This window comes from Sphingomonas sp. G5, from assembly GCF_052660795.1.
Genome location: NZ_CP109660.1, coordinates 1504525 through 1517990, shown reverse-complemented (window position 1 = coordinate 1517990; position 13466 = coordinate 1504525). Strand labels below are relative to the sequence as shown.

Below are 13466 nucleotides of genomic sequence, written 5' to 3'. Positions count from 1 at the left end.
CTCGGGTCTAAGGTGAGAGTTGTTCTCAGCTTTTACACAGAAAGGCTCGCCATGTCGCCCTCCACGACCAGTCCCGCCGTCGGGGCCGTGCGCACCGCGCTCGGTGTCAGCGGAGCGCTCTCGCTCGTCATCGGTCTTCTCATCCTCATCTGGCCCGGCCGCACCGCCGAGGTCGCCGTCGGCATCATCTCGGTCTACGTGATCATCGCGGGCCTGGTGAACATCGGCATCGGCCTGTTCTGGCGCTCCGGCTGGGCCCGCATCGGCTACCTCGTCCTCGGCGTGCTCTTCATCGTCGCGGGCATCTTCTCGTTCGCGAACCTCTCGGCCACGACCGCGTGGTTCGGTGTCTTCATCGGCACCCTGGTCGGCATCCTGTGGATCATCGAGGGCGTCGTCTCGCTCACGACCGCCGGTCACGCCTCGAAGGCGCGCGCGTGGACGGTCTTCTTCGCGATCGTCAGCATCGTCGCCGGAATCGTTCTGCTGTTCTCGCCGCTGCTGGGCGCGGTGACGCTGTTCCTGCTGATCGGCATCTCACTGGTCATCCTCGGCGCCTTCCAGATCGTGCGCGCGATCCAGTTCGGCAAGGCCGTCTGACGCCGACAGAAGAAGGGGCCCGGATGCCACGGCATCCGGGCCCCTTCTTCTGTCACCGCACGGGCAGGTACCGGCTCCACCAGTCGAGGACCGCCTCGAAGCGTTGCACGCGGTGCTGCGGGCGGCCGGAACGCGTGAGCTCGTGATCCTCGCCGGGGAAGACGAGCATCTCGGCGTCGACGCCGTTGCGCTTCAGGGCCGCGTAATACCGGGTCGCCTGGTCGAGCGGGCAGCGGTAGTCGAGCTCGGAGTGCAGCACGAGCGTGGGCGTGGCGACCCGGTCGACGACGGCCATGGGGCTCTGGGCGGCCACGAGCGCCGGGTCGGTGCCGACGTACTCGTCGCCGAAGAACGAGCCGATGTCGCTCGATCCCGGGAAGGCGGCGGGATCGAGGAATCCGCGCTCGACGATCGCTCCGGCGAAGCGGTGGTCGTGCGCGATGATCCAGGCGGTCATGTAGCCGCCGTAGGAGCCGCCCATCACGCCGACCCGCTGCGCGTCGAGCCGCGGGTCGGCCCCGACCACGCCGTCGAAGAAGTCCATGACGTCGAAGAAGTCGAGCGTCCCCATGCGGCGACGGATCGACCGCCCGTGCGCACGGCCGTACCCCGCGCTCCCCCGCGGATTGCTGTAGACCACGGCGTAGCCGGCGTCGACGAGGACCTGCGTCTCGTCGAACAGGTGCACGCCGTAGGAGGCGTAGGGCCCGCCGTGGATCTGCAGGATGACGGGGAACGGCCCCTCCCCCTCGGGCACCGCGACCCACCCGTGCACCGGATAGCCGTCACGGCCGGCGATCTCGTGTTCGACCGGCACCGCGATGCCCGTCTCGCGCGCGGCTCCGCCGAACGCGGTGAGCGCCCGCACCTCGGGCCCGTCGATCGTCACGAGCTCGCCGGAAGACTCGGGAGACGCCACGGATGCCACGACCCGCCCCCGCGCGACCGCGTGCCCCGAGACCTCGAGGTCGCCACCCAGCACCTGATCGACCCGCCCGCCGCGCGACACCCGCAGCAGCCTCAGGCGCCCGCGGGTGCGGTCCTGCACGAGGACGTCGTCGCCGTCGAACGAGAGGTGGCTGCCGACCTCGCCGAGGTCGATCGACTCGGGATCGGTGAGCAGACGGGGGCCGTCGGCGTCGAGCGCGAAGAGCGCGACGCCGGGAGCGACGAAGTCGGTGCCCTCGTCGCCCACGTCGTTCGCGAGCAGGAAGACGGTGCCGTCGGGGGCGACGTCGACGCTCGCTACGGAGAGGTTCTCTGCGCGGCCCAGGATCTCGCGCTGTTCGCCGCTGTCGACCGCGATCGCGACGATCCGATCGCGCAGGTCGCGGCGCGCCGTCTCGATCACGTCGGGCACGCTGAGCAGTTCGGCGCCGTCGTTCGTCCAGACCACGCCGCTCCAGCTCGTCTCCCCGTGCGTCAGCGCGGTGGACGCAGCGGCGACGACCGTCTTCTCGGGTGCGTCGAGTCCGGGGGCCGGCTCGTAGAACGGTTCCGCATCGGTGGCGGGCGCGTCCACGACGAACACGTGCGCGGGTCGATCGAGATAGCCGAGACCGTTCGCATGCCAGCGGATGCCGGTGATCCGGCGCGGCGGTTCGGCTGCGGCATCCCGGCCCTCCACGGTGCCGTACCGCCCGGGTTCGGGAACGCGCGCGGTGAAGCCGAGGCGCGAGCCGTCGGGCGACCATGCGAGGTCTGTCACTCCCCCGGGCTGGTCGGTGACCTGCACGGGTTCGCCGCCCTGTGCGGCGACGACGAAGATCTGGGCGCGGCCCTTCTCATCGGAACGGAGGAATGCGATGGTGCTGTCGTCGGGCGACAGCCGCGGCGCGCGGTCCGCTACCCCGCGCGTGATGCGGCGCGGGGAGCCGTCGGGCACGTCGACCCGCCACAGCTGACCGACCGCCCGGTCGGCGGCGAGATCGGGGCGCGAGGTCGCGAAGACCGCGAACGCCCCCGTAGCAGCGATCGCGGGCCGACCGACCCCGATCAGTGTCTGGATGTCGGTCGGCCGCATGATCACTCGCCTCCGAACGAACCCGTGTCTCCGACGAGGCGGGTGTTGTCGGCGGGCACCGGGTCGACCGCGGCGCGGGCCACCTCGGCCGCGAACTCCGAGACGTTGTAGAGCTTGCCGGCGTCTTCGCGGCGGGCCGAGATCGCGCCGGGGTTCGCGCGCTCGAGCAGGGTGGCCGTGATGGTGCCCTCGATCATGTCGCCCGAGACGACGGTGAAGCCGATGCCGCGCTCCTCGAGGGCGGGGATCTTCTGGCGCAGAGCGTCTTCGCCGGCGCGCTTGGACAGGGCGACCGGCTCGTACTCGGGCATGGTCGGGGTGGTGCGGATGAAGTGCGCCTGGTGGCTGGTGACGAAGACCACGCGGGCCTCGGCCGTGAGCAGGGGCAGGGCCGTCTCGAGCACGTTGACCTGCGCGTCTCGGTTGAGCAGCAGCGCGTAGTCCTCGGCCATGCCCGACTCCATCCCGCCCGAGGCGTTGAGCACGAGGATGTCGAGACCGCCGAAGGTGCGCTCGACCTCGTCGAACATCGCCTTCACCGATTCGGGATCGGTGAGGTCGGCACCGACGACGAGAGCCTCGACGCCGAGCTCGCGCAGCTGCGCGGCAAGCTTCTCGGCGCGCGGCGCCTTGTTGCGGAAGTTGATGACGACGTTCGCGCCGGCCTCGGCGAAGTAGCGGACGGTGTCGGCGCCGATACCGCGCGACGAGCCGGTGACGAGAGCGGTCTTGCCGCTCAGGGAGCCGGACGGAAGGGTCTGGGACACGGAAGTTCTCCTGACGATTCGAAAGATCGACTCCCCAGCCTACCGACCGACCCGGCACCTCCCGGGGGCGGGCAGCCTGTGTGCTGGATGAGAACCGACCCCGGCGGCGCGACCCGGTGCTACGTTCGGGCCAGGAGGCACGAAATGGACGTTCTCTCCACTCCCGACACGTGGGCCTGGATCGGCTGGATCGTGTTGATCCTCGTCTTCGTCGTCATCGAGATGCTGACGGGCGAACTGACCTTCCTCATGCTCTCGGGGGGCAGCGCCGCGGGGCTCCTCTCCGACCTGTTCGGCGCGCCGCTGTGGATGCAGGCGATCGTGGCCGCACTGGCCGCCGTCGCCCTGCTGACCTTCCTGCGGCCTCCGCTGCTCCGGCGTCTGCACCGCGGCGCCGACGAACGCCCGTCCGGTGTCGACGCCCTGCTCGGCCTCCAGGGTCTCGTGCTGTCGCGGGTGTCGCCCTCTGTCCCAGGGCAGGTCAAACTCACCAACGGCGACGTGTGGACCGCGCGCAGCGACACCGGCATCCGACTCGACCCCGCGACGCGCGTCGAGGTCGTCCGCATCGACGGCGCCACCGCCGTCGTCCGCGCCGTCGTTCCGCGCGCGCACGAACAGGAGGTCGCGACATGAACGCCGACAACATCATCCCCGTCACGATCGGATGGATCCTCGCGGCGGCGGTGGTGGTCTTCGTGGTCGTCGTCCTCTTCCGCGCCGTCCGCATCATCCCGCAAGCGCGGGCGGGCGTGGTCGAGCGCCTCGGGCGGTACCACAAGACCCTCACGCCCGGCCTGAACCTCGTCGTCCCGCTGGTCGACCGGGTGCGTCCGCTCATCGACATGCGCGAGCAAGTGGTCTCGTTCCCTCCGCAGCCGGTCATCACCGAAGACAACCTCGTCGTCTCGATCGACACCGTCGTGTACTTCCAGGTGACCGACGCGCGCGCCGCCACCTACGAGATCGCCAACTACCTCGGAGCGGTCGAGCAGTTGACGACGACGACGTTGCGCAACGTGGTCGGCGGGCTGAACCTCGAGCAGGCGTTGACGAGCCGCGACAACATCAACGGCCAGTTGCGCGTCGTCCTCGACGAAGCCACGGGAAAATGGGGCATCCGGGTCGGACGTGTCGAGCTCAAGGCGATCGACCCTCCCCATTCGATCCAGGACTCGATGGAGAAGCAGATGAGAGCCGAACGCGATCGCCGTGCCGCGATCCTGACCGCCGAGGGCTCGAAGCAGTCCCAGATCCTCGAGGCCGAGGGTCGGCGCCAGGCCGCGATCCTCGAGGCCGAGGGAGACAAGCAGGCGGCCGTTCTGCGCGCGCAGGGCGAAGCCGAAGCGATCCACTCGGTGTTCACCGCCATCCACGAGGGGCGCCCCGACGACAAGCTCCTCGCCTACCAGTACCTGCAGACGCTGCCGAAGATCAGCGACAGCTCCTCCAGCAAGCTGTGGATCATCCCGAGCGAGTTCACCGAGGCCCTTAAGGGCATCTCGGGAGCATTCGCCTCGCGGACCGGTGGCGACGACTCCCCCATCGTCGCGCCCGGCTCGAGCGACTCGGCCCCCTGATGACACGGCATCCCTACCTGTCCCGCTCCACCCCGCGCGTGCTCGCCCATCGCGGACTGGTGACCCCGGATGCCGCCACCCAGGGCGTCGTCGAGAACTCGTTCGCCGCAGTCGCCGAGGCCCACGCGGCCGGGGCCGACTACGTCGAATCCGACTGCCACCTCACCGCCGACGGCGAGGTCGTGCTGTTCCATGACGACGACCTGCAGCGGGTGGCCGGCGACCCCCGGGCGATCGCCGACGTGCGCCTGCACGAGATCGAGGAGCTGATGGCCGAGCGCGGGGGTCTCGTCACGCTCGCCCAAGCGCTCGAGGCATTCCCCGAGGTGCGCTTCAACCTCGATGTGAAGGCCGCGGCCGCGGCGGCCGAGGTCGGTCGGCTCGTCGCCCCGCACACCGAGCGCGTTCTCATCACGAGTTTTTCCGACGAGCGACGCCTCGACACTCTGGCCGCGACCCGGGCGGCGGGCGCCACGACGCGACCCGCCACCTCCCCCGGATCCGGGACGATCGCGCGGCTCCTGGCCGCTCGCGCCCTGCGCCGGACAGGGCGTGTCCGCGGCATCCTCGACGACATCGACGCCCTTCAGATCCCCGAGCGCCAGGGACCGATCCGGGTCGTCTCTCGAGGACTGATCCGCGACGCGCACGCGGCCGGTGTCGAAGTACACGTGTGGACGGTGAACGACGAGGACGACATGTCGCGCCTGCTCGACCTCGGTGTCGACGGTCTGGTCACCGACCGCGCGGACGTCGCCCTCGCGCTCGTGAACAGACGGGGAACAGCATCTGTCTGAGCATCCACTGTGAAACTCGTCAGGACGCGCGCAGTTCGAATAAAGCGCACAGGTGCGAACGTTATACATGGGGACCGACGAGAGGACCACAAAATGGCAGACCGCAGTCTCCGCGGCATCCGACTCGGCGCCCAAAGCCTCCAGAGCGAAGACGGCGTCGTGTTCCACGACCGTGCACAACACACCTATTCCTGCAGCACCTGCGGACGCGACACCGTCCTGACCTTCGCTGCCGACGCCGAGGTTCCCGACGCCTGGGAGTGCCGCACCTGCGGCGCCGAGGCCCTTCTTCGCATCGGCGACGGCACGGCGACCGTCGACCACAGCGCCGACAAGGCGGCCCGCACGCACTGGGACATGCTCCTGGAGCGTCGCACCATCCCCGAACTCGAGGAACTCCTCGAAGAGCGCCTCGCCTTCGTCCGTGCTCGTCGCGGCGCGGGGAACGAGAAGCTCAGCGCCTGACGCTGACCCGCTGATTCAGACGCCGGCCCCTTCGGGGGCCGGCGTCTTCTTCGTGCGTCGCGCCCGCACACCGGCGATCAGTCCGGCAGCGAGGAGCGCCGCGAGGCCACCCCACCCGAGCACCATCTTCACGGCCGGTCCGATCACGACCGCGGGGGTGAGCCCGGTACGCAGCGGCACGTCGGTCAGCATGTGACCGGCGGTGTCGGGCGGCAGAGCGTCGAGCGTCGACCCGTCCGGGGCGATGACCTGACTCGTGCCGACGGTCGACAGGTTGACCACCGCGCGGCCGGTCTCGATCGCGCGCATCTGCGCGAACGCGAGTTGCTGAAGGTTCTCGTCGGTGCCCCGGAAGTCCGCGTTGTTGGTCTGGAACATGTAGACCTCGGCTCCCTCGTCGGCGCCGTCCCACACGACATCGTCGTAGATCACGTCGAAGCAGATCGCGAGGCCCACGCCGACCCCGTTCAGGTCGACCAACGGCGGCGCCGTGCCGGGCGTGTATTCGCGCCCGATGAGCCCGATCAAGTCGGGCGCGAAGGGCTCCCAGAACGAGCGGTCGGGAACGTACTCGCCGAACGGCACGGGGTGCCGCTTGTCGTACGTCGCCCCCTCGTGACCGGAAGCCGTCCACAGAAGGGACGAGTTGAAGAGGTCCGCGCCGCGTTCGGTGACGGCCGAGACGAGCAGGGGCGCGTCCATGCGTCGAGAGAGTTCGGAGAGCGCGGCCGCCGTCGCGGGGTTCGAGGTGGGATCGGAGTCGACGCCCCCCTCGGGCCACAGCAGCACGTCCATCTTCTGGCCGAACAGCGGAGCGGATGCCGCGAGCTGCGCGTTCAGCACGGCGTTGCGCGTGCGCTGGTCGAAGTACCCCGCCGGGCCGTTGCCCTGCACCGCCCCCACACGGATCGAGCCCGCATCGGTGGTCGGGAACGCCGGAAGCCCCGCGAGCACCACGAGCACCGCCGCCGCCGGAACAGCGGCGACCGGGCGGCGCAGCCGCCCAGCGCGGACGAACTCGATCACCATCGCGCAGAAGAGCACCACGAGGAAGGACAATCCCGACATGCCGACCCACGACGCGACCTCGGCGAAGGGCCCGTTCACCTGCGAGACGCCGATGCGTCCCCAGGGGAAGCCGCCGTAGGGCCAGGAGCCCACGATCTGCTCCCGGAGGGTCCACAGGGCCGCCACGAGCGCCGGAAGAAGCACGAGGCGCCCCACGCGCCCGGGTGCAACCCGCGGCAGCCAGCGGTACGCCAGCGCGATCGGGACGGCCAGAACGGCCGTCAGCAGCGCCTCGAGCACGAACAACGCCGCCCAGGGCACGGGCCCGAGGTAGCGGGCGGTGAAGAGGAGGTTGACCGAGAAGAACGCCACCCCGAAGAGGAAGCCGATCAGCACGGCCGACCAGAACCGTCGACCGATGAGGGTCACGAGCGCCAGAGCGACGGCGGGGAACGCCATCGGCCACCACGCCAGCGCGGGGAACGCCGTGACGAGTAGCAGTCCCGCCACCACGGCCAGGGGGGCGGCGAACGCCAGACGCAGCAGCGGCGCCGGGGTCGCCGTCGCGTCAGCGGTCGCCGAGGAGCGGCTCATGCCGAGGTGTACGCCACGATGCCGCGGCGAACCGCGTCGAGCGCCGTGCGAGCGGTCTTGGCGAGCTTCGGCTCGGCCACGAGCGAGATCTGGTCGAGCAGGTCGATCGTCTGCTTCGCCCAGCGGACGAAGTCGCCCGCCGCCATGTCGGCGAGCGTCAGCACGCTGTCGAGCGGGAGACCCTTCGCCCACGCGTGCATCGCCGGCGCGAGACCCGACGCGGGCGACTCGGAGCCCGGCAGACGGTGGTCGCGTTCGAGGTCGTCGAGCTCTTGCCACAACGTCTGCGTCGCATCCAGGGCCACCCGGAAGGCACCGCGCGGCAGACCGCGCTCCCCGGGGCCGGCCTCGTCGCGCCGCGGTTCGTACACGAGACAGCACGCGAGGGCCGCGAGCGAGGGAGCGTCCAGCCCCTCCCACAGACCCTGGCGCAGCGACTCCGCCACGAGCAGATCGCGCTCGCCGTAGATGCGGCGCATCGTGCGCCCGGCGGGCGTCAGCACGGTGGCGCCGTCGTCCTCGATCGCCACGTACTCGAGGGTCGTGAGCACCTCGACCACGCGATCGAACACGCGCGCGACCGTGCCGGTGCGCTGATCGATCTGGTGGCGGGTCTTGTCGGTGGTGCGCTTGAGCTTCCAGTACCGCTCCGCCCAGCGCGCGTGCGACTCGCGATCGGGGCACGAATTGCAGGGATGCCGCTGCATCCGCTTGCGCAGCGACTGGATCTGCTGCTGGCGCTCGTCGCGCAGGCGGCGGGGCGCCGTGGCATCCCGTCGATTGATCTTCTCGAGGTCGCTCAGCTCGCGGCGGATCGTGGAGTATTCGCGGAAGTCGCCGCGGTCGCACGTCATGGCCTTCTCGTAGCCGGCGAGCGACTCCTCGGCCTCTTTCACCTGGCGGGCGAGGCCGACGACCGAACGATCGGCCTGGAACTGCGCGAACGACGACTCGAGGATCTCGCGGGCACGGGCGCGGCCGAACTGATCGATGAGGTTGACGGCCATGTTGTACGTGGGCCGGAAGCTCGAGTTGAGCGGATACGTACGCCGAGATGCGAGGGCGGCGACCGATTGGGGGTCGAGTCCCTCGGTGAACTGCACGACGGCGTGGCCCTCGACGTCGATGCCGCGGCGACCGGCGCGACCGGTGAGCTGCGTGTACTCCCCCGACGTGATAGCGACGCGGGCCTCGCCGTTGAACTTCTCGAGCTTCTCGAGCACGACCGTCCGCGCGGGCATGTTGATGCCGAGGGCGAGGGTCTCGGTCGCGAAGACGACCTTCACGAGCTTGCGGCGGAAGAGTTCCTCGACGACCTCTTTGAATGCCGGGAGCAGTCCCGCATGGTGAGACGCCATGCCGCGCTCGAGGTTGTCGCGCCACTCCCAGAAGTGCAGAACGGCGAGATCTTCGTCTTTGAGCGTGAAGGTCAGCTCGTCGACGATCTGGCGGATCTCGACGCGCTCTTCGGCCGAGGTCAGGCGCACGTTCGCGCGACGCAGCTGCTGCACCGCCGCATCGCATCCGGCACGGCTGAAGATGAAGAAGATCGCGGGGAGAAGGTGGTTGCGCTGCAGCAGCTCGACGACCTCGGGGCGGTCGATGCGCTCGATGCGCGGCCCCTGCTGGGCGCGCAGAGGCTTGTGGCCGCCGCGGCGCTGGTGCGCGTGGCGCGGGCCGCCCGCGTGACGCTGGGAGCGATACTCCTGGGCGCGTCGGTTGTTCTCGTACCCGCCGGCGTTGCCTCCGCGGATGCGCAGGAGCTCCTGATTCACCTGGGCCGTGGCGACCCCCGCGCGATCGTCGAACAGGGGCAGCAGATCGCCCCGGACCAGGACGTGCTGCTCGAGCGGCACGGGTCGGGTCTCCGACACGATCACCTCGGTGTCGCCGCGCACGGTGTCGAGCCAATCGCCGAACTCCTCGGCGTTCGAGACGGTTGCCGACAGTGACACGAGCTTCACCGACGGCGGGAGGTGGATGATGACTTCCTCCCACACCGCCCCGCGGAAACGGTCGGCCAGGTAGTGCACCTCGTCCATCACGACGAAGCGCAGGCCGCGGAGGGCCGGCGAATCGGCGTAGAGCATGTTGCGCAGCACCTCGGTCGTCATCACGACGATGCGTGCCGAGGCGTTGATGTTCGTGTCTCCGGTCAGCAGGCCCACCTCGTCGTCGCCGTAGACCTCCTGCAGCTCGTGGAACTTCTGGTTGGACAGCGCTTTGATGGGGGTCGTATAGAACGCCTTGTCACCGGGCTCGAGCATCGCGAGATGGATGGCGAACTCGCCGACGATCGTCTTACCGGCCCCGGTGGGGGCGGCCACCAGCACACTTCGGCCGTCCTCGAGGGCGTGGCATCCGGCGATCTGGAAGTCGTCGAGCTCGAAGCGCTGCATCTCGGCGAAGTCCGCCGTGTGCGGGTGCGTGGACCGGGCGGCGGCGCGAGCGAAACGCTCGGCCGGACTGGGGGAACTCACGCGATGGGCCCCGACGGCATCTCGGCCGCGGCGAGGCGGCGGGCCTTGCGCCGGTCGAAGAGCATCGATACCCCGGCCGCAGCGAAGAACAGGACGGTCAGGATGCCGGCCAGCATCAGCATGCTAATGATGTCGGCCGCGGGGGTAGCCAGCGCCGAGAACAGGGTCGCGATGAGGATGGCGACGCGCCAGCCCTTGAGGATCGCCTTGCCGCTCATGATGCCGGCGACGTTCAGCGCGACCAGGAACACCGGAAGCACGAAGGCGACGCCCACGACGATCATCAGCTTGAAAACGAAGTCGTAGTAGTCGACCGCATTGTAGAAGTTGACGCCGCCCTCGGGGGTGAAGCCCCACATGAGCTCGATCACGTGCGGGACGATCAGCAGTCCCACCCAGCAGCCCACGAAGAAGAGCGGGACCGCGGATGCCACGAACCCGACCGTGTAACGGATCTCTTTGCGCGTGAGCCCGGGCATGATGAACGCCCAGATCTGCCAGAGCCACACCGGCGCCGACAGGAAGATGCCGATCGAGAACGCGATGCGCATGCGCAGATCGAACGCCGATGTCACCGAGGTGAAGTTCAGCGCCGAGAAGTCGTCGCCGCGCCGCTCCGCGATCACGCGGATGGGCTCGGTGATGAGGTGGATGATCGGGTCGGTGATGATGAAGGCCACCACCATGCCGACCACGAGCGCGAGCGCCGCGATCATGAGCCGCTTGCGCAGCTCGACCAGGTGCGCGCCGATCGACATGCGCTTGTCGCGCCGCGGTCCTTCGGGCACGTCGATCCGCGGCGGTCCTGCCGTCGCCACGGGTTAGACGGTGGGGTCGGTCGACCTGCGCGGCTCGGGGGCGACGGTCGGCGTCGTGCCGATGTCGGTGGCGCGCGGGGCTTCGGATGCGGCGGCGACCTCGTCGTCGCGCTTCATCTCCTTCATCTCACTCTTGAAGACGCGTGCCGACTGACCCATGCTCTTGGCGAGAGCGGGGAGCTTGGCGGCACCGAACAGAAGAAGGATGACAGCGAGAACGATCAGCAGGTGCCATCCGGTCAAACCCTGGAACATGTCGACTCCTCGTCTCGTTCGGGCGGTTCTTCAGTCTAACCCGGGCGATGGTGCTGTGCTCCGACGCGCGGGAACCCTGCGGGATCGGTCAGGATTCGTGCGCGTACTGCGCGAGCCCCGCGGACGCCCAGGCTGCGGCCGCGCGCCGCGCCCCCGCGGGCTCCAACAGCTCGACCTCTCCCCCGCGACGCGCCGCGAGCCGCTTGAGGCTCTGCTCGTCGGCCAGACGGAGCGAGGCAACGACCCGGCCGCCGTCGGCCTCCTCGACCTCGGCGCGCTCGAGGTAGTCGGACAGCAGGGGCGCCACCTCGCGCGGAAAACGGAAGCGCGCGACGACCTCGTCGTCGGCCGGCGCGAACAGCTCGGGCACCGGGTCGGCGCCGTGTACGGCCGGGATGTCGGTGACACGGGCCTCGCTCACACGGTCGAGGTGGAAAGTACGCACGGCCTGACGAAGATGATCCCAGCCCTGCAGGTACCACTGGCCGTTCGCGATGTGCACCTTGATCGGGTCGACCGTGCGGGTGATGGGCTCGGCGCCGGGGGCGCGATAGGTGAAGGTCACCGCGACGCGGGAGCGAAGAGCCTCGTCGACCACGTCGCGGACGCCGTCGACGGGGCCGGGGGCGACGATGACCGCCGCCGGGGCGGCTGCTGCTCCCCGCGCGAGCTTCGACAGAAGCCCCGTGACGAGTTCGCTGTCGCCGAAGCCCGGCAGGCTTCGCGCCAGCTGGAGTCCGGCCAGCAGAGCGGCCGCCTCGCGGGCGGTCAGGCGCGGGGACCGCTCCAACCCCACGGTGTTCGTGATGGCGATCACGTCGTCGCGATCGAGCAGATCCCAGTCGATGTCGAAGAGGTCGTGCGGAAGCTGCCAGTACCCCCGTTCGCCCGGGAGGCCGATCACCGTCAGACGCTCGACCATCGCGCGCATCTGTTCGGGAGCGACCTCGAACTCGGCGGCGGCCTCGGTCACCGAGACCTCGCCCTTACCCAGCAGGTAGGGCACAAGTTGCAGCAGAAGCGCCGCGCGGTCGAGTGCGGCGACAGGACGATCGTCGCTCACGGAGCACCCCCGTGCAGGGCCAACGTCGCCTCGAGTCGGCGGATCACCTCGGTGCGCAGGTCGGCGGGCTCGACCACGCGCACCTCGGGGCCGTACGAGGCGAGCTCGTCGGCGAAGACGTGGAGATCCACGTAGGGCACGCGGATCCCCTGGGGCGCCTGTTCGGCGCGGCGGTCCAGGCGCAGGGCGGCCTCCGTGCCGGGGTGCACCTCGAGCAGAGCGCGTTGACGGGCGGCGACGGCACGCAGACCGTCGAGCGCTCGTTCGCCCGCGCCCTCGCGTAGCGCGGCGGGGAAGCTCTTGCGCAGGATCGTCACCTCGCCGACGATCCGCGAGAGAAGGAACGTGCGGTCGGCGTCGACATTGAGGTCGTAGCCGTAGACGTGCCACCGCGCCTCGTACTCCACGAGCGCAAGAGGCTGCACGCGTCGCTCCCGCGGGCGCGCCTCACCCGGGCGCAGATAGGTGAAGGTCACGACGCGGCTCTGCTCGATCGCCCGTTGCAGAGCGGCGAATGAAGCGTCGCGCACGCGGATGCGCGGGGAGTACCCGATGATCGGCTCGTCGACGGCGATGCCGAGGGCACGGATCTTGCGCAGACCGCTGCGCGCATCGGCCGAGAGCGACTCGGTCCCCCACACGCCGCCCGCGATGTTCAGCAGCGCGACCTCGGCGGGGCTGAAGGTGATGTCCTCCGGGAGGGCGTACTCGGCGGTCGGCACGCGGTAGCGCGCCTCGCGGAGGTCGTCGGGATCCGCACGATTGCCGATCGTCTCGATCGGAACGCCGAGACCGCGCAGGCTCTCTTTGTCGCGCTCGAACATCTTCTCGAGCGCGTCCTTCGACGCGCCCGCTTCGAGCTGCTCCCGGTAACCGGCCACCGACGACAGGATCGTGTCTTTCGTCAGCCCCTGCTCGGTCGCCATGAGGGCGACGACGAGGTTCACCAGACGCTCCTCTGGAGCGTTGCGGGAGACGGCGGCGGGCACCCGCCCATCCTAGGCGTCGAGCGTCCA

13 protein-coding genes are annotated in these 13466 nt (G+C 69.8%); 5 read left to right on the top strand and 8 right to left on the bottom strand.

Annotation, left to right across the window (positions count from 1 at the left end):
* Nucleotides 1-51: 51 nt before the first annotated feature.
* A complete protein-coding gene (locus NE358_RS07320; protein WP_103209648.1) occupies nucleotides 52-600 on the top strand; it encodes an HdeD family acid-resistance protein in 549 nt (182 codons plus the stop codon).
* Nucleotides 601-652: 52 nt separating this feature from the next.
* On the opposite strand, the gene NE358_RS07315 is transcribed toward NE358_RS07320, so the two are convergent.
* Together NE358_RS07315 and NE358_RS07310 are read right to left on the bottom strand one after the other, a co-directional pair.
* On the bottom strand, nucleotides 653-2623 hold the full coding sequence (locus NE358_RS07315; RefSeq protein WP_267787389.1) for a S9 family peptidase: 1971 nt from the start codon (nucleotides 2621-2623) through the stop codon (nucleotides 653-655).
* 2 nt (nucleotides 2624-2625) lie between these two features.
* Nucleotides 2626-3390 (bottom strand): SDR family oxidoreductase, encoded by a 765-nt coding sequence (locus NE358_RS07310; RefSeq protein ID WP_103209650.1) that lies wholly within the window; start codon nucleotides 3388-3390, stop codon nucleotides 2626-2628.
* 144 nt (nucleotides 3391-3534) lie between these two features.
* On the opposite strand from NE358_RS07310, the gene NE358_RS07305 reads away from it, so the two are divergent.
* The 4 genes from NE358_RS07305 (at nucleotide 3535) to NE358_RS07290 (ending at nucleotide 6232) form a co-directional block, all read left to right on the top strand.
* A complete protein-coding gene (locus NE358_RS07305; RefSeq protein ID WP_103209652.1) occupies nucleotides 3535-4026 on the top strand; it encodes an NfeD family protein in 492 nt (163 codons plus the stop codon).
* A complete protein-coding gene (locus NE358_RS07300) occupies nucleotides 4023-4970 on the top strand; it encodes an SPFH domain-containing protein (RefSeq protein WP_103209654.1) in 948 nt (315 codons plus the stop codon). The genes NE358_RS07305 and NE358_RS07300 overlap by 4 nt, the downstream gene beginning before the upstream one ends.
* A complete protein-coding gene (locus tag NE358_RS07295; protein ID WP_103209656.1) occupies nucleotides 4970-5767 on the top strand; it encodes a glycerophosphodiester phosphodiesterase family protein in 798 nt (265 codons plus the stop codon). The genes NE358_RS07300 and NE358_RS07295 overlap by 1 nt, the downstream gene beginning before the upstream one ends.
* A gap of 93 nt (nucleotides 5768-5860) precedes the next feature.
* Nucleotides 5861-6232, top strand: coding sequence for an RNA polymerase-binding protein RbpA (locus NE358_RS07290; protein WP_056231926.1), 372 nt, complete (start codon nucleotides 5861-5863; stop codon nucleotides 6230-6232).
* Between the two features lie 15 nt (nucleotides 6233-6247).
* Here NE358_RS07290 and lnt read toward each other — a convergent pair whose 3' ends face one another.
* From lnt to NE358_RS07260, 6 genes are all read right to left on the bottom strand, one after another.
* The gene (gene lnt, locus NE358_RS07285; RefSeq protein ID WP_289942482.1) at nucleotides 6248-7834 is read right to left on the bottom strand and encodes an apolipoprotein N-acyltransferase; all 1587 of its coding nucleotides are present in this window, start codon (nucleotides 7832-7834) and stop codon (nucleotides 6248-6250) included.
* A complete protein-coding gene (locus NE358_RS07280; protein ID WP_289942481.1) occupies nucleotides 7831-10314 on the bottom strand; it encodes a DEAD/DEAH box helicase in 2484 nt (827 codons plus the stop codon). The genes lnt and NE358_RS07280 overlap by 4 nt, the downstream gene beginning before the upstream one ends.
* Complete coding sequence (gene tatC, locus NE358_RS07275) at nucleotides 10311-11102, bottom strand: twin-arginine translocase subunit TatC (RefSeq protein ID WP_499318463.1); 792 nt, start codon at nucleotides 11100-11102, stop codon at nucleotides 10311-10313. Before tatC ends, NE358_RS07280 begins: the two co-directional genes overlap by 4 nt.
* Before the next feature lie 33 nt (nucleotides 11103-11135).
* The gene (gene tatA, locus NE358_RS07270) at nucleotides 11136-11387 is read right to left on the bottom strand and encodes a Sec-independent protein translocase subunit TatA (protein WP_056231943.1); all 252 of its coding nucleotides are present in this window, start codon (nucleotides 11385-11387) and stop codon (nucleotides 11136-11138) included.
* A gap of 88 nt (nucleotides 11388-11475) precedes the next feature.
* Nucleotides 11476-12450: a helix-turn-helix transcriptional regulator gene (locus NE358_RS07265; protein WP_103209663.1), complete on the bottom strand. Its 975-nt coding sequence runs from the start codon at nucleotides 12448-12450 to the stop codon at nucleotides 11476-11478.
* Nucleotides 12447-13439, bottom strand: coding sequence for a helix-turn-helix transcriptional regulator (locus tag NE358_RS07260; protein WP_289942480.1), 993 nt, complete (start codon nucleotides 13437-13439; stop codon nucleotides 12447-12449). Before NE358_RS07260 ends, NE358_RS07265 begins: the two co-directional genes overlap by 4 nt.
* Nucleotides 13440-13466: the final 27 nt, after the last annotated feature.